22 protein-coding genes and 2 pseudogenes are annotated in these 20,177 nt (G+C 44.5%); 21 read left to right on the top strand and 3 right to left on the bottom strand.

Going from position 1 to position 20,177, the window contains the following annotated elements; genetic code table 11:
• A pseudogene (locus M4I42_RS12875) lies at window positions 1-183 on the bottom strand (hypothetical protein); the annotation flags it as partial.
• Window positions 184-379: 196 nt separating this feature from the next.
• Entirely contained in the window at window positions 380-580 is a 201-nt protein-coding gene (locus tag M4I42_RS12880; RefSeq protein ID WP_268852533.1) for a hypothetical protein, read from the bottom strand.
• A gap of 140 nt (window positions 581-720) precedes the next feature.
• Here M4I42_RS12880 and M4I42_RS12885 point away from each other — a divergent pair, with 140 nt between their 5' ends.
• The 7 genes from M4I42_RS12885 to M4I42_RS12915 all read left to right on the top strand — a co-directional run bounded on the left by M4I42_RS12885 (window position 721) and on the right by M4I42_RS12915 (window position 8,643).
• On the top strand, window positions 721-1,110 hold the full coding sequence (locus tag M4I42_RS12885) for a hypothetical protein (protein WP_268852534.1): 390 nt from the start codon (window positions 721-723) through the stop codon (window positions 1,108-1,110).
• A 174-nt stretch (window positions 1,111-1,284) separates the two neighbouring features.
• Entirely contained in the window at window positions 1,285-3,318 is a 2,034-nt protein-coding gene (locus tag M4I42_RS12890; protein WP_268852535.1) for a methylmalonyl-CoA mutase family protein, read from the top strand.
• On the top strand, window positions 3,302-5,497 hold the full coding sequence (gene scpA / locus M4I42_RS12895; protein ID WP_268852536.1) for a methylmalonyl-CoA mutase: 2,196 nt from the start codon (window positions 3,302-3,304) through the stop codon (window positions 5,495-5,497). Before M4I42_RS12890 ends, scpA begins: the two co-directional genes overlap by 17 nt.
• Window positions 5,494-6,603 (top strand): methylmalonyl Co-A mutase-associated GTPase MeaB, encoded by a 1,110-nt coding sequence (gene meaB / locus M4I42_RS12900; RefSeq protein WP_268852537.1) that lies wholly within the window; start codon window positions 5,494-5,496, stop codon window positions 6,601-6,603. The genes scpA and meaB overlap by 4 nt, the downstream gene beginning before the upstream one ends.
• Window positions 6,604-6,648: 45 nt before the next feature.
• A complete protein-coding gene (locus tag M4I42_RS12905) occupies window positions 6,649-7,080 on the top strand; it encodes a BrxA/BrxB family bacilliredoxin (protein ID WP_268852538.1) in 432 nt (143 codons plus the stop codon).
• Window positions 7,081-7,135: 55 nt separating this feature from the next.
• Window positions 7,136-8,086, top strand: coding sequence for an aromatic acid exporter family protein (locus M4I42_RS12910; protein ID WP_268852539.1), 951 nt, complete (start codon window positions 7,136-7,138; stop codon window positions 8,084-8,086).
• Window positions 8,087-8,145: 59 nt separating this feature from the next.
• Entirely contained in the window at window positions 8,146-8,643 is a 498-nt protein-coding gene (locus M4I42_RS12915) for a L,D-transpeptidase (RefSeq protein WP_268852540.1), read from the top strand.
• A 38-nt stretch (window positions 8,644-8,681) separates the two neighbouring features.
• Here M4I42_RS12915 and prli42 read toward each other — a convergent pair whose 3' ends face one another.
• Window positions 8,682-8,777: a stressosome-associated protein Prli42 gene (prli42, locus tag M4I42_RS12920; protein WP_268852541.1), complete on the bottom strand. Its 96-nt coding sequence runs from the start codon at window positions 8,775-8,777 to the stop codon at window positions 8,682-8,684.
• A 170-nt stretch (window positions 8,778-8,947) separates the two neighbouring features.
• Here prli42 and mce point away from each other — a divergent pair, with 170 nt between their 5' ends.
• From mce to M4I42_RS12990, 14 genes and pseudogenes are all read left to right on the top strand, one after another.
• Window positions 8,948-9,373 carry a methylmalonyl-CoA epimerase gene (mce, locus tag M4I42_RS12925; RefSeq protein WP_268852542.1) on the top strand — a complete coding sequence of 142 codons (426 nt, stop codon included), beginning with the start codon at window positions 8,948-8,950 and terminating at the stop codon, window positions 9,371-9,373.
• On the top strand, window positions 9,370-10,920 hold the full coding sequence (locus M4I42_RS12930) for an acyl-CoA carboxylase subunit beta (protein ID WP_268852543.1): 1,551 nt from the start codon (window positions 9,370-9,372) through the stop codon (window positions 10,918-10,920). The genes mce and M4I42_RS12930 overlap by 4 nt, the downstream gene beginning before the upstream one ends.
• Window positions 10,921-11,029: 109 nt before the next feature.
• Window positions 11,030-12,148: a tripeptidase T gene (locus tag M4I42_RS12935; RefSeq protein ID WP_268852544.1), complete on the top strand. Its 1,119-nt coding sequence runs from the start codon at window positions 11,030-11,032 to the stop codon at window positions 12,146-12,148.
• Window positions 12,149-12,230: 82 nt separating this feature from the next.
• Window positions 12,231-12,689 carry a chemotaxis protein CheW gene (locus tag M4I42_RS12940; protein ID WP_268852545.1) on the top strand — a complete coding sequence of 153 codons (459 nt, stop codon included), beginning with the start codon at window positions 12,231-12,233 and terminating at the stop codon, window positions 12,687-12,689.
• Window positions 12,690-12,812: 123 nt separating this feature from the next.
• Complete coding sequence (locus M4I42_RS12945; RefSeq protein WP_442864111.1) at window positions 12,813-12,971, top strand: teichoic acid D-Ala incorporation-associated protein DltX; 159 nt, start codon at window positions 12,813-12,815, stop codon at window positions 12,969-12,971.
• Window positions 12,972-12,983: 12 nt separating this feature from the next.
• On the top strand, window positions 12,984-14,504 hold the full coding sequence (dltA, locus tag M4I42_RS12950) for a D-alanine--poly(phosphoribitol) ligase subunit DltA (protein ID WP_268852546.1): 1,521 nt from the start codon (window positions 12,984-12,986) through the stop codon (window positions 14,502-14,504).
• The gene (gene dltB / locus M4I42_RS12955) at window positions 14,501-15,649 is read left to right on the top strand and encodes a D-alanyl-lipoteichoic acid biosynthesis protein DltB (RefSeq protein ID WP_268852547.1); all 1,149 of its coding nucleotides are present in this window, start codon (window positions 14,501-14,503) and stop codon (window positions 15,647-15,649) included. Before dltA ends, dltB begins: the two co-directional genes overlap by 4 nt.
• Before the next feature lie 19 nt (window positions 15,650-15,668).
• A complete protein-coding gene (gene dltC / locus M4I42_RS12960; protein ID WP_268852548.1) occupies window positions 15,669-15,905 on the top strand; it encodes a D-alanine--poly(phosphoribitol) ligase subunit 2 in 237 nt (78 codons plus the stop codon).
• Window positions 15,902-17,080, top strand: a complete 1,179-nt coding sequence (gene dltD / locus M4I42_RS12965; RefSeq protein WP_268852549.1) for a D-alanyl-lipoteichoic acid biosynthesis protein DltD — start codon at window positions 15,902-15,904, stop codon at window positions 17,078-17,080. The genes dltC and dltD overlap by 4 nt, the downstream gene beginning before the upstream one ends.
• 72 nt (window positions 17,081-17,152) lie before the next feature.
• Window positions 17,153-17,314, top strand: coding sequence for a hypothetical protein (locus tag M4I42_RS12970; protein ID WP_268852550.1), 162 nt, complete (start codon window positions 17,153-17,155; stop codon window positions 17,312-17,314).
• Between the two features lie 118 nt (window positions 17,315-17,432).
• Window positions 17,433-18,842, top strand: coding sequence for an NADP-dependent phosphogluconate dehydrogenase (gndA, locus tag M4I42_RS12975; RefSeq protein WP_268852551.1), 1,410 nt, complete (start codon window positions 17,433-17,435; stop codon window positions 18,840-18,842).
• A 133-nt stretch (window positions 18,843-18,975) separates the two neighbouring features.
• On the top strand, window positions 18,976-19,419 hold the full coding sequence (locus M4I42_RS12980) for a hypothetical protein (protein WP_268852552.1): 444 nt from the start codon (window positions 18,976-18,978) through the stop codon (window positions 19,417-19,419).
• Window positions 19,406-19,627 (top strand): type II toxin-antitoxin system HicA family toxin, encoded by a 222-nt coding sequence (locus M4I42_RS12985; RefSeq protein ID WP_066326052.1) that lies wholly within the window; start codon window positions 19,406-19,408, stop codon window positions 19,625-19,627. The genes M4I42_RS12980 and M4I42_RS12985 overlap by 14 nt, the downstream gene beginning before the upstream one ends.
• Window positions 19,628-19,962: 335 nt before the next feature.
• A pseudogene (locus tag M4I42_RS12990) lies at window positions 19,963-20,040 on the top strand (hypothetical protein); the annotation flags it as partial.
• Window positions 20,041-20,177 lie beyond the last annotated feature (137 nt).

Genomic DNA, 20,177 nt, shown 5'->3' on the forward strand with positions numbered 1-20,177 from the left:
CTTGAGCTTGGATTTTTCTATTAATTTATTTTCCTTAAGATTTTTTACGTACCCATTTTTTTCAATACTAAAATGTAATAGTGGACCTACATAAATTCCGTTATTTTCCTTTACATTTACGTATGGATTTGAACCTTCACGTGTTGATTCTAGTATACCAGGGAACTGTGGAATAGCACTCACAATAATGTAACCTTGGTCTTGTCCATTTTTCTTCACTTGAAATAAATAGGAAGTTAAATTTCCGTCAAAATCGTATAGTTTTTTCCCTTCTCCTATATAAGTTGAAACTTTGTTTTACATCCAGCTGATTACCTTCCACGTTATACTATATCTGCTTGTATTGAGATGAAAACGGAAGTGAAAAATCGGAAATTCTTTATTGCAACTTATATAGATTAGCATTTTCCCATTTACTAAATGAATTTTTAGCCACGGTTTCTAAATATTTTTGTGCCGTTTGTTTTGCCTCTGAAAATGAGATCTCATTTTCCGTATCTGCTTTGCTGTAACCAGAACATAAATTAAAGAACATTAAGAAAATTAACATTAGACCAAACAAGTACCTAACTTTTTTCATGAAATACCTCCAAAAAATAGTGTTTTCAATTATAAATTTTACAATTATACATAATATTTGTAAATAATTATATTTATATTTTATGGAAAATTTGATATTATTTATAATGTATAGATTTTAAAATAAAGAGGAGGATTAAATTGAGGAAAATTTTAATTCTAATGTTAGGATGTATAATTATGGTTAGTTGTTCAGCAAATAACAAAGTAACTATCGATTACTTTATGAAGGAGAAAGATGTTGTTTCTATTCAAATAACAGAAGGTAGAACAGGGAAAAAAATTGAATTAAACGATCGCAAGAAATTCAAGGATATCTTAACTAAATTGAATGGTTTAGAAATGCAAAAAATACAAACGAGAGAGAAAATAAAAGGATATTTATACTTCCTTACATTAAAAGACGTTAATGGTAAAAAAACGAATATAACCATCTTGGATAATATATTAAAAATAAATGAAGAATATTATGAGATTATTAATAAAGTTCCGGTTCCAGAATTTGAAGAGTATTTTATAATGAAAAAATAATTAAATCGGCTTTTTTCACGCGCATGCGCCTTTTGCGGCGATGCGAAACAGTTTTGTTCATTGCCCGTACCGCTTATATATACTAAAATAAAAATGTATAGCGAAAGTTTTAAAAAATTCATAAAGTAACCGCTTTCTTTTAAACGGGCAAGGCACAAAGGGGAGGGATTATTTGTGGCGGATCTTTCGACAATGAAAAACGTGTCATTTCCTATTCCGAGTTATGAGGAATGGAAAGAAGAAGTCGAGAAATCGTTAAAAGGAAAACCGATTGAAAAATTGCACTCGATGACGTATGAACAATTGCAGCTGAAACCGATTTATACAAGACGAGATCTTCAGCCGCTTGAGCTTGAACAGTATCCAGGCTTTCCAAGCTATGTGCGCGGGACGGAGCCGAATGGGTATATCGGAAAGCCGTGGACGGTCAGCCAAGAGCTTTTTGCAGCAAGCCCAAACGAATGGAACGAAATCGCTAAACACGACCTAGCAAGAGGACAAACGGAAATTCATCTTGTGTTAGATCGACTGGGGTTCTCTGTGACGTCGCTTCATGATGTTGAAACAATGTTTTCCGGCATTTCTCTTCAAAACTATTCGATTCGCGTTGATGCGGGGGCTTGTTCTCTTCCGTTTTTAGCGCTATTTGCGACCTATTTGCAAAAACAGCAAATACCAATCGATACTTTGCGTGGTACGATCGGCATGGATCCGCTCGCGGCACTTGCAGAAAAAGGCGAGCTTTCGATATCGCTTTCCACGTTGTATGACGTCATGGCCGATGTCACGAAATGGGCGGAAGAACATATGCCTCGCATAAAAACGATCATCGTTCACGGCGAACCGTATCATAATGGCGGGGCGAATGCGGTGCAAGAATTGGCATTTGCATTTGCAACAGCAGTCGAATATATGAGTGAATGCCTTGAACGCGGGTTGATGATTGACGAAGCGGCGGAGCGCATCAGCTTTTCATTTGCGATCGGTTCGAATTTCTTTATGGAAATCGCCAAGCTTCGCGCCGCCCGTCTCATTTGGTCCCGCATCGTTCAGGCGTTTGGCGGAAATGAACAGTCGCAAAAAATTGCGATTCATGCGCGCACATCCCATTTTACGAAAACGGTGTACGATCCGTACGTCAATATGCTTCGGGCAACGGCAGAGGCGTTTGCGGCCGTAGTCGGCGGGGTGAGCAGCCTCCATGTTTCTCCGTTTGACGAAGCGATTCAGCCAGCCGATGAGTTTTCGCGGAGAATCGCCCGCAATACGCAGCTGATTTTGCTAGAGGAAGCGCATGTTGGCAAAGTCATTGATCCTGCTGGCGGCTCATATTATGTGGAAACATTGACGGTACAAGTCGCCGAAGAAGCATGGAAACTGTTCCAACAAATCGAAGCAAAAGGCGGCATGACAAAAGCGCTTGAAGAAGGATTTGTGCAGGCGGAGGTCGAAAAAGTCGCTAAGTTGCGCGAACAAAATGTGAAAATGCGCAAAGAAAAAATTGTCGGCACGAACTTTTACGCTAATTTAGCAGAACCGCCGGTGCAACAACGCAGCGCTTCTGAGCAGCCGCTCGATGAGGTGCATGGCAACGAAGTAAACGTTACATTTAGCGGAACATCATGGATGCAAACAGCTGTTTCTTTCGCTCAACGTCGAGCGACCGCTCAAGACATAAACGCCGCGTTAGCAACGGCCGGCCCTTCCATTGCGATTCAGCCGATTCGGCAATGGCGCTTGGCAGAGCCGTTTGAGCAGCTGCGGAAAGCGGCGGAGCATCACTTGGAAAAGAGCGGGAAACGTCCGACGGTGCATCTGATCAACCTCGGTGCGATTCCGAACCATAAAGCGAGAGCCGATTTTATCACCGGCTTTTTTGAAGCGGGCGGTTTTGCCGTCGTTAAAAATGACGGCTATATGTCGAATGAGGAAGCAGTAAAAGGAGCGCTTGCTGCGGGCGGAACTCATTATATTGTTTGCGGCACCGATGAAAGCTATATCAATACCGTTCCAGCGCTTGCGGCGGAATTGAAAAAAGCGAATCCTCAGCTGAAACTGTATGTCGCTGGAAAACAAGCGCCTGACATCGAAAATACATTCGTTCAAGCAGGGATTGACGGGTTTATTCACATCGGTTCGAACTGCTATGAAACGCTTGTAGCGTTTATGAAGGAGATGGGGGTGGCTCTCGATGGGCAGAAAGGTTGATTTTACGAACGTTTCCTTGCAATGTCCGAAAGATCTTGTAAGCGAACAACAATGGAAACAGGCGATCGAAGAAAAACTGAAAGCATCGATCGATGATCTTTTGTTCCAAACAAACGAACAAATTGCAATCAAACCTTTATATACGCAAAAAGATATCGAAGGATTCGATTTTCTTGATTATATGCCAGGCATTCCGCCGTATTTGCGCGGGCCGTATCCGTCGATGTACGTCAACCGTCCGTGGACGATTCGGCAATACGCTGGATTTTCGACGGCAGAAGAAAGCAATGCTTTTTATCGCCGCAATTTAGCAATGGGGCAAAAAGGTCTTTCGGTCGCGTTTGACCTAGCGACACACCGCGGGTATGACTCCGATCATCCGCGCGTTGTCGGCGATGTCGGCAAAGCAGGAGTGGCGATTGATTCGATTTTAGATATGAAAATTTTATTTGATGGCATTCCGCTTGACCAAATGTCGGTATCGATGACGATGAACGGTGCGGTATTGCCGATTATGGCGTTTTATATCGTCACAGCCGAAGAGCAAGGAGTGACGCAAGATAAGCTGTCCGGAACGATTCAAAACGACATTTTAAAAGAGTATATGGTACGCAATACGTACATTTATCCACCGGAGACGTCGATGCGTATTATCGCCGACATTTTTGCCTATACCGCCAAATATATGCCAAAATTCAACAGCATTAGCATTTCCGGCTACCATATGCAAGAAGCAGGGGCGCCGGCGGATATTGAGCTTGCGTATACGCTTGCGGACGGGCTTGAGTATGTGCGCACCGGTCTAAAAGCAGGAATTGACATCGATTCGTTCGCCCCGCGTCTATCGTTTTTCTGGGCGATTGGCATGAACTATTTTATGGAAGTGGCAAAAATGCGAGCAGCGCGTGTCATTTGGGCGAAAATGATGAAAACGTTCGACCCGAAAAATCCGAAGTCGTTAGCACTTCGTACCCATTCGCAAACATCGGGCTGGAGTTTAACCGAACAAGACCCGTTCAATAACGTTGTCCGCACGCTGATTGAAGCGCATGCAGCGGCGATGGGGCATACGCAGTCGCTCCATACGAACGCGCTCGACGAAGCGATCGCGTTACCAACCGATTTTTCCGCGCGCATTGCCCGCAATACGCAGCTCTATTTGCAAGATGAAACAGGCATTTGCCGCGTCATTGATCCGTGGGCAGGTTCGTATTATGTCGAAACGTTGACGAACGAACTCATGAAACGGGCGTGGAAGCATATTGAAGAAGTCGAAAGCTTAGGCGGGATGGCGAAAGCGATTGAAACAGGCCTTCCGAAAATGCGAATTGAGGAGGCAGCGGCAAGACGGCAGGCGAAAATTGATTCTGGGGCGGAAACGATTATTGGCGTGAACAAATATCGTCCGGAAAAAGAAGAGCCGATCGACATTTTAGAAGTCGACAATACAGCGGTACGGCAGCGACAAATTGAAAAATTAAAACAGTTGCGCGCTTCTCGCGACGAAGAACGCGTGCAGCAAGCATTAGATGCGATTACAAAAGCGACCGAAACAGGGGAAGGAAACTTGTTGGAATTAGCGGTCGAAGCCGCGCGCGCCCGCGCGACGTTAGGTGAAATTTCGTACGCGATTGAAAAAGTGGCGAAGCGCCATAAAGCCGTTATTCGCTCGATTAGCGGCGTGTATAGCTCAGAGTTTACGAACGAGGAAGAAATCGAGCGCGTGAAAAAGATGACGGATGAATTTTATGAGCTGGAAGGGCGAAGACCGCGCATTATGATTGCGAAAATGGGACAAGACGGCCATGACCGCGGGGCGAAAGTCATTGCGACGGCGTTTGCTGATTTAGGGTTTGACGTCGATATCGGGCCGCTCTTTCAAACGCCGGAAGAAACGGCGCGCCAAGCGGTCGAAAACGACGTTCATGTCGTTGGGATGAGCTCGCTTGCTGCAGGGCATAAAACATTGTTGCCGCAACTCGTCGAAGAATTGCGCAAATTAGGCCGTGAAGATATTCTTGTCGTTGTCGGGGGCGTCATTCCGCCGCAAGACTATGAATTTTTATATGAGCATGGGGCAGCGGCAATTTTTGGTCCAGGAACGATTATTCCGACCGCGGCGGAAAAAGTGCTACAAGAAATTTATAAGCGGCTCGGCTATGAGGAAGTGGCACAATGAATGAGCGCACATCTCGACCAGAGTGGGTACCTGAGGGGCAGACGGATGAGTTTGCAACGGCGTATGTAAAGGGAAGTGACGAGCCGTCCCAAACAGCGGCAGCGAAGCGGTGGGTGAAGCGGAAAGAACGCTCCGTCGCGGAATATGTTGACGGCGTATTAAACAATGACCGCACGATTTTAGCGCAGGCGATTACCCTTGTCGAAAGCAATGCGGCGAAACATATGGAAATGGCGCAGCAAATTTTAAACGAATTGCTCCCGTACGTCGGAAAATCGATTCGCATCGGCATTACCGGCGTGCCAGGAGCAGGAAAAAGTACGTTTATTGAAGCGTTCGGACAGTTTTTATGCGAACGAGGACATCGGGTCGCCGTCTTAGCCGTCGACCCGAGCAGCTCGATTACTGGCGGCAGCATTCTTGGCGATAAAACACGAATGGAAAACTTAGCGCGTCATCCGCGTGCCTTTATCCGTCCGTCGCCATCGGGCGGGACGCTTGGCGGCGTGCACCGGAAAACGCGCGAAACGATGCTGTTATGCGAAGCGGCTGGCTATGACGTCATTTTAGTCGAAACGGTCGGCGTTGGACAGAGCGAGTTTGTCGTGCGCGGCATGGTTGATTTTTTTATGCTTTTGGCGCTCACAGGAGCCGGGGATGAGCTACAAGGAATGAAAAAAGGCATTATGGAGCTTGTCGATGCGGTCATCATTAATAAAGCGGACGGAGACAACAAGCCGAAAGCGCTGGCGGCAAAAGAAGAATATAACCAATTTCTCCATTACTTGCGTCCGGCAACACCGGGATGGGAAACGAAAGCATATACGTGTTCGGCGCTTCACGGTGAAGGAATTGAGGACATTTGGCGCGTCGTTGAAACATTTGTTACGGTTACAAAACAATCGGGGGTGTTTGAAACACGTCGCCGCCATCAACTAAAAGACTGGATTTATTCGATGATTAAAGACTATTTAGAAACAAGCTTTTTCGCCAATCCGCGTGTGAAAGAAAAATTACCGCTCATTGAAAATCTTGTCATGTCAGGAACGAAAGCGGTCACAGCAGCGGTGCAAGAACTAATTGCTGCATATGAGCGTAGGGAATAGCGAAAAAATGTGGTACGATAAAAGAAACGGACAGGAGGTGTGAACATGTTTCAATTTCAATTCTTTAACGACATCGTCGAGCAAGCGCGCCGCGAGATGGTGGCGGCAGGCTATGAGGAGTTGCGCACGCCGGAAGAAGTAGACGAAGCATTTAAACGAAAAGGAACGACGCTAGTGATGATTAATTCCGTTTGCGGCTGCGCCGGCGGCATTGCACGTCCAGCGGCAGCGCATGCGATTCATTACGATAAGCGTCCAGATTATTTAGTGACCGTTTTTGCTGGACAAGATAAAGAAGCGACGGCAAGAGCAAGGGAATATTTTGAAGGCTACCCGCCGTCTTCTCCGTCGTTTGCGCTGTTAAAAGACGGAAAAATTTGCACGATGATTGAGCGTCATGAAATTGAAGGGTACGAGCCGATTGCGGTCATTCAAAAACTGCAAGCCGCCTTTGATCAATATTGCGATGAAGTGTAAAGAAGCCTGCATTCTCGGCTTCTTTACCTTTGAACAAAAATGAGGGATACAAATTATGCTGAAAATTGGATACCGTACCGCCAAAACGGCAATCGGCACAGCGCTTTCCATTAGCATTGCCCAATGGCTTGGCCTGCATAATTTCGCGTCCGCCGGAATTATTACGCTTTTATGCATTCAAGTAACGAAAAAGAAATCGCTGCAAACGGCATGGGCGCGGTTTGTCGCCTGTGTTATCGCGATGTTGTTTTCGTTCGTTTTTTTTAAAGGCATTGCCTATCATCCATGGACGATCGGGTTGTTGCTTCTCACGTTTATTCCGGTGACGGTAAGGCTAAAAGTGACCGATGGGATTGCGACAAGCTCGGTCATTATTCTTCATTTTTATGCGGCAAAGCAGTTTACGCTGCCGATCGTCGTCAATGAACTGCTGCTCATTATCATTGGCATCGGCGTAGCGTTGCTTGTCAATCTCTATATGCCGAGCGTTGAAAAGGAACTAAAAGAGTACCAGCGCATCATCGAGGACTTATTTCGCATTATTTTTAAGGAGATCGTCCGCTATTTGCGGACAAATGAAAGCAGCTGGGACGGGAAAGAGCTGGCGCTTGCCGTAGACGTTCTGCAAAAAGCAAAACAAGCGGCACTACGCAACATGGAAAATCATGTTTTGCGGAACGAAGAAGGATATTACCATTATTTTCGTATGCGCGAAAAACAGTTGGAAATCATGGAGCGGGTATTGCCGCTTGTCACGTCGCTTACATATACGGTCGACCAACGCAATATGATTGCCGATTTTATTGATGAATTAAGCGATGCGATTCATCCGGGCAATACAGCGGATCGGTTTTTGCGCCAACTAAACGAAATGAAAAAGCGGTTTGAAACGATGCCGCTTCCTAAAACGCGCGAAGAGTTTGAAGAGAGAGCGGCGCTCTTTCATTTAGTCAAAGAGCTTGAGCAATATTTAATCATTAAAAGCCAATTTCGCGCGCCGCAATAACGTGCATGCTTGTCGCCCTTTTGCCGTAAACTACAAAGAAAAGCAAAGGGTGATTTCATATGCGTTTTCTGCTTGTATTGCTGCTCGTTTGTTCTTCGTTTTGGTCGGTTTCGGCAGCGGCGACGCGTCCACCGTTGATCATTGTCAATAAAGCGACGAACCAGCTTGCCTTTATTCAAAACGGAAAAATACAGTCCGTTTATCCGGTAGCGACAGGTGTGGCGACCAACTTAACGCCAGAAGGGCTATTTACTGTCAAAGTAAAAGCGAAAAATCCGTATTATCGAAAGAAAAACATCCTTGGCGGGGCGCCGAATAACCCGCTCGGAACGAGATGGATCGGTTTTGACGCGTACGGCACCGACGGCCGAACGTATGGGATTCACGGGACAAACAATCCGCAATCGATTGGAAAATATATTACGCAAGGCTGTGTGAGAATGCACAAAGGCGATGTCGAAGCGTTGTATGAAAAAGTGCCGATCGGCGCGAAAGTATTGATCGTCCGCAGTAAAGAGCCGTTTGCCGCGATCGCCAAAAGGTATGGGGCGCTCTAACTCTAACAAAAGAGGGCGATATAAAATCGCCCTTTTTATCAAAACCACATGCTAATGCCTGTTAACAGCGTCGTCAATAGCATTGAACCAAGCATTAAATATACGACTAATTTTTGAGTTTTTTTGCGGGACATAAAGCATCCTCCCTGTAAAAAATGTTACCACTGATCATTGTATCGCTATTTTTCATTACGGACAAGCGAAAAATTTGTTGCTATCGTTGCAGCGGTTGGCAGGATTTTTTGTCGAAAAGTCGAAACTAAACGTTTGTGAATCTTTACAGCAAAGGGGAGCGGAGAGAGAAATGCAAGTAAAAAAAATTGACCATATTGGTATTGCAGTTACATCGATTGAGAAAGCGTTGCCATTTTATGTAGATACATTAAAGCTTGAATTGCTTGGCATCGAAGAAGTGGAGTCGGAAAAAGTAAAAGTCGCTTTTTTGAAGTTAGGAGAATCGAAGATTGAACTGCTCGAGCCGACATCGTCAGATAGCGCGGTGGCGACGTTCATTGCTAAACGGGGAGAAGGGATTCACCATGTGGCGCTTGGCGTCGATGACATTCAGGCGCGCATTGATGAATTGAAAACAAAGGGGATTCGCATGATTCACGATGCGCCGAAAACGGGCGCAGGAGGAGCGTTAGTCGCGTTTATGCATCCGAAATCCGCTCACGGCGTTCTATATGAACTTTGCGAAAAAACGGGCGCGGGGGTGCAGCAAAAATGACAGATATGTACGATAAAATTAACGAGCTGTATGACCGGCGGCGCGAAATTGAGCTCGGCGGCGGCGACGACAAAATCGAAAAGCAGCACGCGAAAGGGAAACTCACGGCTCGCGAGCGGATTGACCTTCTTTTAGATGAAGGGACGTTTGTTGAGCTGAATCCGTTTATTGAACATCGCTGCACCGATTTTGGGTTGGCAGGAAAAAAAGGGCCGGGCGATGGCGTTGTGACCGGCTACGGCAAAATTGACGGCCGGACGGTGTTCGTTTTTTCACAAGACTTTACGGTCTTTGGCGGGGCATTAGGGGAAATGCACGCCAAAAAAATTGCTAATATTATGGATTTAGCAGCGAAAACAGGAGCGCCAGTTATCGGCTTGAACGATTCCGGCGGCGCGCGCATTCAAGAAGGGGTTCTGTCATTAGACGGGTATGGGCATATTTTTTACCGCAACTCGATTTACTCTGGTGTCATTCCGCAAATTTCGGTTATTATGGGGCCATGTGCCGGCGGTGCGGTTTATTCGCCAGCGATTACCGATTTTGTGTTCATGGTCGAAAAAACGAGCCAAATGTTTATTACCGGTCCAAAAGTAATCGAGACGGTGACAGGGGAGAAAATTAGCGCTGAAGATTTAGGCGGCGCGCGCGTTCATAATACGATTAGCGGCAATGCCCATTTTTCAGGAGCAACGGAAGAAGAAGTGCTCGCCCAAGTGCGCCGATTGTTAAGCTACCTTCCGCAAAATTGCCAGGAAAAGCCGCCGGTTGTCCCTGTACCAGATGATGACGATTACCGCCCGGATTTAGCGGATGCGATTCCAGTCGATGCGGTAAGACCGTATGATGTGCGCAATGTTGTGTTGCAAGTCGTTGATGAAGGATCATTTATGGAAGTACAAAAAGATTTTGCGAAAAATATTGTCGTCGGGTTTGCTCGCATCAAAGGAGAAGTCGTCGGGCTTGTGTGCAATCAGCCGAAGTTTATGGCAGGGGGACTTGATATTGACTCGTCCGATAAAGCGGCGCGCTTTATTCGTTTTTGTGACTCGTTTAATATTCCGATTATTACGTTCGAAGATGTCACCGGCTTTTTCCCTGGCGTTAAACAAGAGCATGGAGGCATCATTCGCCACGGGGCGAAAATTTTGTACGCTTACTCGGAAGCGACCGTGCCGAAAATCACTGTCATTTTACGGAAGGCGTATGGTGGGGCGTATGTGGCCTTAAACAGTAAATCGATCGGCGCCGACGTCGTGTATGCATGGCCAAATGCGGAAATCGCGGTGATGGGTCCACAAGGGGCAGCGAACATTATTTTCGCAAGCGAAATCGAAAACAGCCCAAACCCAGAAGAAACGCGGGCGCAAAAAATCGAGGAATATCGCGACAAATTCGCCAACCCGTACGTCGCCGCAAAATACGGGATGGTCGATGACGTCATCGACCCGCGCGATACGAGAATCAAGCTCATTCAGGCGCTCGAGATGCTTCGAAACAAGCACGAGGAGCGGCCGAAGAAAAAACATGGCAACATTCCGCTGTAGCGTTTCCCTCCGCGTTTTGCGGAGGTTTTTTGCCTATGACAGTTGCGTGGCAATCGTGTATACTTTTTTTGTATAGCATTTTTTCCATACATATAGGGAGGCTAGTGACATGGTAAATGAACAGCGTTTAGTCGATGAATTTTTAGAGCTTGTGCAAATTGATTCGGAAACGAAATATGAGGGTGAGATTGCGAAAGTATTGAAGCGAAAGTTTGAAGCGCTTGGATTGCATGTTGTGGAAGATGATACGACTGAAAAAACCGGTCATGGCGCGGGCAACTTAATTTGTACGTTGCCAGCGACAAAAGAAGGAGTAGATCCAATTTATTTTACGTCGCATATGGATACCGTCGTACCTGGGAAAGGTGTCAAACCGTCGATTCAAGACGGCTATGTTGTTACAGATGGTACGACGATTTTAGGAGCGGACGATAAAGCCGGCTTGGCAGCAATGTTCGAGGCGATTCGTGTTCTAAAAGAACAAAACATCGCGCACGGTACGATTCAGTTTATTATTACTGTCGGAGAAGAGTCCGGGCTTGTCGGGGCGAAAGCGCTTGATCCGTCGCTTATTCAAGCAAAATTCGGCTATGCGTTAGATAGCGATGGCAAAGTCGGCAATATTATCGTCGCAGCACCGACGCAAGCGAAATTAAAAGTCGTTGTGCACGGAAAAACGGCGCATGCGGGCGTTGCGCCGGAGCGCGGCGTATCAGCGATTACAATTGCTTCTAAAGCGATTGCGCAAATGCCACTTGGTCGTATCGATGAGGAAACGACGGCGAACATCGGCCGTTTTGAAGGTGGAACACAAACGAACATCGTCTGCGACCGTGTCGATATTTTAGCGGAAGCGCGCTCGCTTGTCCCAGAAAAAATGGAAGCGCAAGTGGCGAAAATGAAAGAGGCGTTTGAAACGGTCGCCGTGGAAATGGGTGGCCGCGCCGATGTCGAAGTGGAAGTGATGTACCCTGGCTTTAAGTTCAGCGACGGCGACCATGTCGTGGAAATCGCCAAACGGGCGGCGGCGAAAATCGGTCGTCCATGCGAACTTCTGCATAGCGGCGGGGGCAGTGATGCGAACGTCATCGCAGGCTTTGGCATTCCAACGGTCAATTTAGCGGTCGGATATGAGGACATTCATACGACAAACGAGCGCATGCCGATCGAGGAGCTAGTGAAAACAGCAGAAATGGTTATTGCGATTATTGAAGAAGTGGCGAAATAAGGGCATCCGCAGCGGATGCTCTTTGTCTTTCCGAATGCTTATCGTATAATAAAGGTAGTGCATAAGATGGGGGAGAAATGAAGTGGGAAAAGTAATCGTTTTTCAACTCGATCAGGAACAGTATGCCATTCCTGTTGAATACGTCGTATCGATTGAAAAAATGAGCGAACCAACGGTGATTCCGCATATGCCGGAGTATGTCGTTGGGGTTGTTCGCATTCGTGGGGAGTTAGTGCCTGTATTGGATACAACGCGTATTTTTTATCGCCGTCCATACGATCGGACGGAAAAAACGCGGCTAGTCGTCGTTCACACCGAACAATTGACGGTAGCGTTTATTGTCGATGAAGCAAAAGAAATTATCGACCTTCCAGAAGAAGCGATCAAGCAAGTGAATCTACTTGCCTACCGAAACGCCCCGTATTTTACTGGTGTTGCGAATTTGCCGGAGCGGCTTATTACGCTGTTGGATCCGAACCGTTTATTTATGAGTTTAGAAGGCGCAATGGACTTGAAAGAACAGATAGAAGCCACTAACTAGTGGCTTCTTTACGTTTACATGATGTGGCTTTGTTGGTATCTTAAAGGATGAATAAACTTCTATTTTTCTTTTAATCTGTTTTTCATTTTCATGTATTATGTTGTTGAAGCAGGAGGGGGACGTATGGGGACTATGATGAAAAAGATAAAGACGTTTTTTCAGTTGCCTTATGTGTGTTGGACGGTAAAAATGTCGTACTATTTACTGATCTTACTAGGGTTATTAATGATTTATGGATTTAAAACGACGAACTCTAGTGCGTTTATTTACAATGAGTTTTAAAGGGGGATTTTCATGGAACTATATACCCAAATAAAGAAATGGGCACAAATTGCTCCAGACCGCGTCGCCATTTCTTCTAATGGAAATGAGCTGACATATAGCGAGCTCGACACATATTCGGACGCGCTCGCTGCCTTTCTATGTGAAAAAATGAACGACAATGCTCCAGTGATCGTTTATGGGCATATGGAGCCATTGATGCTCGTTTGCTTTTTAGCGGCAGTGAAATCCGGAAGGGCGTATATTCCGGTAGATACGAGCATTCCCGAAGAGCGGGTGAAAAAAATCATGGACGATTCCGGAGCGTCGTTGTTTTTAACGCCAAGAAGTGTACCGGAAACGTTGAAAACTTATAGCCATTGCCTCATGCTCGACGAGAAGGAAATAAAAGCGGCCATCGCTTCCTATGAAGGACAGCATCCACCTATCGATCAATTCGTTACCGGCGAACAAAACTTTTACATTATTTATACATCTGGCAGCACCGGAAACCCAAAAGGGGTGCAAATTAGCTATAACAATTTAGCCAGCTTTGTCGACTGGATGGTGTCTGATTTCGGGTTAAAAGAACGCCAGCGGTTTTTGAACCAAGCGCCGTTTTCGTTTGATTTGTCGGTGATGGATGTATATCCTTGCCTTTATTTAGGCGGAACGTTATGGACGATTTCAAAAGAGCTTATTGCCAATCCGAAATGGCTGTTTGAATCGTTGCAAGCATCCCATATTCACGTCTGGACGTCTACTCCTTCCTTTGCGGAAATGTGTTTAATGGATGAACGTTTTTCGGCGGAAATGTTGCCGTTTTTGGAAACCTTTTTATTTTGCGGGGAGATGTTGCCGAATGAAACGGCACGCAAATTAAAACAGCGGTTTCCGAACGCGGTTGTTTACAACACATACGGACCGACAGAAGCAACGGTTGCTGTCACAAGCGTTGAGATTACGGAAGAAATTTTAAGCGAGTATCCAGCGCTTCCGGTTGGCAGAGCAAAGAAAGATGTGGAAATTTTTATCGTCGATGAAAATGGCAAAGAGGTAGAGGACGGAGAAAAAGGAGAAATGATTATTACTGGAAAAAGCGTTAGTAAAGGGTATTGGCGGAACGAAGAGCTGACAAACAAAGCGTTTTTCCGCTATCATAACCAACCGGCATATAAAACCGGCGATGTCGGCTATAAGAAAAGTGGATGGTTATTTTGTGCGGGAAGGCTTGATTTTCAAATTAAATTAAATGGGTATCGAATGGAAATTGAAGAAATTGAGGCGCAATTGCGGAAACTTTCGCTCGTCGAAAGCGCAGTTGTTGTGCCTGTTTACAAAGAGAATAAATGCCAATACTTAACGGCTGTGCTCGTGCCGAAAAAGCATCCATTTGAAAAAGAATACCAATTGACTGCCCATTTGAAAAAAGAGTTGCAGCAGCTATTGCCAGCATATATGATTCCGAAAAAATTTGTTTACGTTTCCTCTTTGCCGATGACGAACAACGGCAAAGCAGATCGAAAAAAAATTGCAAATGAGGTTAGCGTATGATACCGTATTCGTCGTTTTCTTTTTTTATGATACTCGGGATTTTGTTCGTTCCTGTAGTTGTGCTCGGGTATAAAGAAAAAAGGAGCATCGTGTACAACTCGTTGGTGCACGCTGTTATTCTTCTTTTAGCGTTTGCATCGGACATCCATCAACTCGTTTCGTTTATTGTCTATATTGTTTGGCAAGTCATTTTAGTTAATTGGTACGCTGCTTATCGAAAAGAAAAAAACGAAGCAGGCGTTTTCTATGCGGTGGTGTTTCTAGCGCTCGTTCCGTTGCTTGTGACGAAATTGCTTCCGGTATGGGACGTAAGCAACATCGTCGGATTTTTAGGAATCTCTTATTTAACGTTTAAAACGGTGCAAATGATTATCGACATGAGGGACGGGGCATTGAAAACAGCGACGCTAAAAGAACAGTTGACGTTTCTGTTGTTTTCTCCAACAATTTCGTCAGGACCGATCGATCGGTTTAAACGGTTTCAAAAAGATATGGAGACGATCCCGACGCGGGAAGAATACCGTCTTCTTTTATACAAAGGAATCAACAAAATCTTTTTAGGTTTTTTGTATAAATTTATTATTGCTTACGTCATCAACGATCGGGTGATCGAAACGCCGTTTATTCAAGCGCATACACCTCTTTCGACGTTTATTTATATGTATGCGTATAGTCTTTATTTATTTTTTGATTTTGCCGGATATAGCGCGTTCGCCATTGGTGCAAGCTATATCATGGGAGTGAAAACACCGGAAAATTTCAATCTGCCGTTTATGAGCCGAAACATAAAAGATTTTTGGAACAGATGGCATATGTCGCTATCGTTTTGGTTTAGAGATTATGTGTATATGCGGTTTGTCTTTTGGATGATGAAGAAAAAATGGATTCAAAACCGCTATACCGTTTCGTACATCGGATATTTTTTATTGTTTTTTCTTATGGGAGTATGGCATGGGCTTGAACTTCATTATGTCGCCTACGGACTTTACCATGCGGCACTCATGATTTCTTACGATTATTTTGAACGGAAGAATAAACAGTGGAAGATTTGGAAGAAAAATAAAGTGACAGAAGTTTTATCGATCATCATCACGTTCCATGTCATCTGTTTTGGGTTTTTAATTTTTTCAGGTCGATTATTTTAATGGAGATGGAGGAAGAGAAATGGATATGAAAAATACTGTTCTTGATCTTTTGGAAGAAATTTGCCAAACAGACGTTGTGAAAGAAAATGGAGATATCGAGTTGTTTGAAGAAGGGCTGCTCGATTCGTTTGGCATGGTGTCATTGCTCATGGGAATTGAGGAGAGATTAGGAATCCGCGTCGGCATCTCCGAGGTGGATCGAGAACAATGGTCTACTCCGAATAAGATTATTGCAATATTGGAGAATTGGGTATGAAACGACCGTCATTTAGCCCGCTAATAGCGGCTATCGTCCTTTTTTGCTTTATTCTTTTTATCCCAAACCAGTATCTTCTGCCAATGATTACGGACAAAAAGGTGGAAGAGGAGGCCGTTGACCTCGATTTTGAAATATTTCAAGGAGAAATTATTCAAAAGAAAATGCTCGAAAGCCCAAAATATTTGCCGATCTACGGTTCGTCGGAATTGTCGCGACTTGATACCTTCCACCCGTCCAATTATTTTAAAGTGAATCCGATCGGCGTTACTCCGTTTCTCGTGGGAAGGGGCGGAATGCAATCTTTTGTTCATTTTCTAAATTTCGCGGATCAAAAAAACGAGCTAAAGCATAAAAAACTTTTATTTATCCTTTCGCCGCAGTGGTTTTACCGGCAGGGTGCAACCCAGGAGTCTTTCAGCGCCAACTTTTCGACACTGCAAGCTTATAAGTTTGCACTCGAACCGAAGGTGAGCGAAAAGTTGCAAATTGAAGGTGCGAAACGTCTATTGACGTTTGATGTTGTAAAAAATGATGCGATGTTAGCGACTTTGTTGAAAGCGAAAATTCATAAAGACAAAAAAACGCAAATGAAGGCAGCGATGATTAAGCCGGTTGCCATTCTTTTTGTAAAAGTGCTGGAAAAACGGGATTTATTGCATGCTATTTTGGATGTGCCGTTGACTACACTTCATCCGCAACCGGCTCTAGTGAAAAATAAAACGTGGGACGAGCTAGAAAGAAATGCGGCCGAGATGGCGAAAGCGAAAAGCACGAACAATCGTTTTTACATTGATAATTTTTACTACAACAAAAGAATTAAGCCAAAAATCGAACAGCTGAGAGGATTCAGGAAAAACTCCAGTTTACTTGTTTCTCCTGAATATCAGGATTTTCAAATGGTGCTCGACGTATTAAAAGAGGCGAAAGCGAAACCTTTATTTGTATCTGTACCTGTCAATGGTTATTGGTATGATTACATGGGATTAAGCAAAAAAGATCGGGAAGGTTATTACAAAAAAATCAAACAGCAAATTGAAAAAGAAGGGTTCCCGGTACTTGATTTAAGCAGCCACGAATATGACCCGTACTTTTTAAAAGATACAATACATTTAGGGTATAAAGGCTGGCTGCCGATCGATAAAGCCATTATTGAGTTTGTCCATAAATACTAGGTACCCGCCTATACACATTTTCCTTAGGTGCATATGCTATAAGCGAATGAAAGCCTAGAGGAGGAATGAACGATGGACAGACAACAATGGCAACACGGAGGGTATCCGGGACACGGCGGCTGTTATCCGCACGGGCCGCATTACCCATATTATCCGTATTACCCGTATTATCCGCATCACCACCATTACCCGTACTATCCGTATTATCCGCCATATCCATATGGCGGGTATTAAATGGAAGGAAAAGAGTCCGAACAAAGGGCTCTTTTCTTTTACACATAAAACTTGAATGAAAAAATGGACTATGGTATGTTCTTTGTTGAACAAACAAAAATAGAAAGGAACGTTTACTATGGCGAAACAACAAATTGGTGTGATCGGTTTAGCGGTCATGGGGAAAAATTTGGCGCTTAATATTGAAAGCCGCGGGTATTCGGTAGCTGTATATAACCGTTCGCGTGAAAAAACAGATGAGTTTTTACAAGAAGCGAAAGGGAAAAATGTCGTCGGTACATATAGCATCGAAGAGTTTGTTAACGCGCTTGAGAAGCCGCGCAAAATTTTGTTGATGGTAAAAGCTGGTGCGGCAACAGACGCAACGATTGAGCAATTAAAGCCGCATTTAGAAAAAGGCGATATCGTCATCGACGGCGGTAATACGTACTTTAAAGATACACAACGCCGCAATAAAGAGCTTGCGGAACTTGGCATTCATTTTATCGGGACAGGCGTTTCTGGTGGAGAAGAAGGGGCGTTGAAAGGACCGTCCATTATGCCGGGCGGACAAAAAGAAGCGCACGAACTCGTTCGCCCAATTTTCGAAGCGATTGCCGCAAAAGTGGACGGCGAGCCGTGCACGACGTACATCGGTCCAGACGGTGCCGGCCATTACGTAAAAATGGTGCATAACGGCATTGAATATGGCGATATGCAATTAATTGCCGAAGCATACTTTTTATTAAAGCATGTGCTCGGCTTAAACGCCCAAGAGCTTCATGAAGTATTTGCCGAGTGGAATAAAGGGGAATTAGATAGCTATTTAATCGAAATTACGGCAGACATTTTCACAAAAATCGATGAGGAAACAGGCAAGCCGCTTGTTGATGTTATTTTAGACAAAGCAGGGCAAAAAGGAACAGGAAAATGGACGAGCCAAAACGCGCTCGACTTAGGTGTTCCGCTTCCAATTATTACGGAATCGGTATTCGCTCGTTTCATTTCCGCGATGAAAGACGAGCGTGTGAAAGCAAGCAAGCTATTAGCTGGTCCTGCCGTGAAACCGTATGAAGGAGATCGTGCGCATTTTATTGAAGCGGTACGCCGCGCGCTTTACATGAGCAAAATTTGCTCGTACGCCCAAGGCTTTGCGCAAATGAAAGCCGCATCGGAAGAATATAACTGGAATTTACAATACGGGAATATCGCAATGATTTTCCGCGGCGGCTGCATCATTCGTGCCCAATTTTTGCAAAAAATTAAAGAAGCGTATGACCGCGACCCGGCGCTGCCAAACTTATTACTGGACCCATACTTTAAAGAAATCGTCGAAAACTATCAACAGTCGCTCCGCGAAATCGTCGCAACCGCAGCGATGCGCGGCATTCCAGTACCAGCGTTCGCAAGCGCCTTAGCCTACTACGACAGCTATCGGATGGAAACATTGCCAGCGAACCTTATCCAAGCCCAACGCGACTACTTCGGCGCCCACACATACGAGCGCATCGACAAAGAAGGCATTTTCCATACGGAATGGTTGAAATAAACGAACACCCCCTAGGGCAAGTGGCTCTAGGGTTTTTTTATTTCCTTTTTTAGAGCGTAGTCTAAAATAGTTGTTTAATGTGTACATAATGTACAAATTGTACATATTATGATACTATAGGAGGTGAGGAGGGATGAGCATGTTAAAAGAATATCGTTTTACAGTTGCAAGACAAAACTTTACGCATATTTTTGATGATTTGCAGAAATGCATTCCTTCTTTAGTGAAAGCCCGTAAAAAAAATGAGACAGACGGTGTGTTTCTCAATCGTATGCTCCTCGCACAGATTCTCGAACCGTATAAGTTCCGTGTCGATATGAGAAAAGAAGAGGATGGAAGCTTTACGGCTTGGATTGAACCAATCAACGATTATGCGATGGGAGAAACGGAAGCGGAATGTCGTCGTGCGGCTGCTGTTGCAGCGCGCGAATTTGCCGAAGATTTCATCCATCATCCGCTAATGTTCGAAGCGAAAAATACGCAATCCCTTATTCCCTACGCGTTACGCATTTTGCTTTGCGAATCATTAGATGATATAGAGCATTTATTGTTCGGAGAAGACGTTGCCGAAATTTAGAGATTTAAAACGGTATCTAGAGCGTAACGGATGGGAACAATACAAAAAAGGGGCGGATCATTATTATTATCGGAAATTTGTGAACGGGGAAGTATTAAAAACAAAAGTAAGCCATTCATTGGGAAAAGAAATTCCTGTTCGTCTTTGGAAGGACATCTTAAAAAATCAATTAAAAATTACACAAGAAGAATTTAACCGAAATAGTTGACGGCATATTGCTTGCTATATGAATTGATATTGTTTTTGCTTTGCTCATATAACATTGAGCCACTTCGCTTATGGAAACGTGAGCACCCCATTTCCAGTGAAAAATACCGTATTGATATGGAGTGAGAGGTATGATAGGCTTGATGTCTATCGAAACACCTTGATGTAGCATTTTTCGGGTGAAATCATGCTTCTGAATGCTCTTTGTCAAGATGCATCAGATTCACCATTCACTAAGTTGGAAGTGGCGCACAAAGATGTAATCAGTGTGGCTCAAAATTCTATTATCAAATACAGCTGGAATCACTTCAAGGACAGTACTAATCCAAGCACACACAGCGCGACTGCTTCGGTGCGCACACATACGAACGCATCGACAAAGAAGGCATTTTCCATACCGAATGGTTGAAATAAACGAACACCCCCTAGGGCAAGAGGCTCTAGGGGTTTTATTGTTTTTATAATGTTTAACTATAGGGAAGTTAATTTGTTAAAATATTATAAATTTTTAAATAAATTATTGACATGTTTTGCTTTTTTTTTTAGAATAT

Source organism: Anoxybacillus sp. J5B_2022 (genome assembly GCF_026847645.1).
Taxonomy (GTDB): Bacteria; Bacillota; Bacilli; order Bacillales; family Anoxybacillaceae; genus Anoxybacteroides.

Bases quoted from the DNA above. Each gene is read 5' to 3' on its own strand.
- dltD (WP_268852549.1), top strand. From the start codon at position 15,902: ATGAAACGACCGTCATTTAGCCCGCTAATAGCGGCTATCGTCCTTTTT.
- M4I42_RS12905 (WP_268852538.1), top strand. From the start codon at position 6,649: ATGTTTCAATTTCAATTCTTTAACGACATCGTCGAGCAAGCGCGCCGC.
- mce (WP_268852542.1), top strand. From the start codon at position 8,948: ATGCAAGTAAAAAAAATTGACCATATTGGTATTGCAGTTACATCGATT.
- M4I42_RS12970 (WP_268852550.1), top strand. From the start codon at position 17,153: ATGGACAGACAACAATGGCAACACGGAGGGTATCCGGGACACGGCGGC.
- dltC (WP_268852548.1), top strand. From the start codon at position 15,669: ATGGATATGAAAAATACTGTTCTTGATCTTTTGGAAGAAATTTGCCAA.
- M4I42_RS12910 (WP_268852539.1), top strand. From the start codon at position 7,136: ATGCTGAAAATTGGATACCGTACCGCCAAAACGGCAATCGGCACAGCG.
- M4I42_RS12930 (WP_268852543.1), top strand. From the start codon at position 9,370: ATGACAGATATGTACGATAAAATTAACGAGCTGTATGACCGGCGGCGC.
- M4I42_RS12915 (WP_268852540.1), top strand. From the start codon at position 8,146: ATGCGTTTTCTGCTTGTATTGCTGCTCGTTTGTTCTTCGTTTTGGTCG.
- scpA (WP_268852536.1), top strand. From the start codon at position 3,302: ATGGGCAGAAAGGTTGATTTTACGAACGTTTCCTTGCAATGTCCGAAA.
- dltA (WP_268852546.1), top strand. From the start codon at position 12,984: ATGGAACTATATACCCAAATAAAGAAATGGGCACAAATTGCTCCAGAC.
- meaB (WP_268852537.1), top strand. From the start codon at position 5,494: ATGAATGAGCGCACATCTCGACCAGAGTGGGTACCTGAGGGGCAGACG.
- prli42 (WP_268852541.1), bottom strand. From the start codon at position 8,777: ATGTCCCGCAAAAAAACTCAAAAATTAGTCGTATATTTAATGCTTGGT.
- dltB (WP_268852547.1), top strand. From the start codon at position 14,501: ATGATACCGTATTCGTCGTTTTCTTTTTTTATGATACTCGGGATTTTG.
- M4I42_RS12935 (WP_268852544.1), top strand. From the start codon at position 11,030: ATGGTAAATGAACAGCGTTTAGTCGATGAATTTTTAGAGCTTGTGCAA.
- gndA (WP_268852551.1), top strand. From the start codon at position 17,433: ATGGCGAAACAACAAATTGGTGTGATCGGTTTAGCGGTCATGGGGAAA.
- M4I42_RS12880 (WP_268852533.1), bottom strand. From the start codon at position 580: ATGAAAAAAGTTAGGTACTTGTTTGGTCTAATGTTAATTTTCTTAATG.
- M4I42_RS12980 (WP_268852552.1), top strand. From the start codon at position 18,976: ATGAGCATGTTAAAAGAATATCGTTTTACAGTTGCAAGACAAAACTTT.
- M4I42_RS12945 (WP_442864111.1), top strand. From the start codon at position 12,813: ATGGGGACTATGATGAAAAAGATAAAGACGTTTTTTCAGTTGCCTTAT.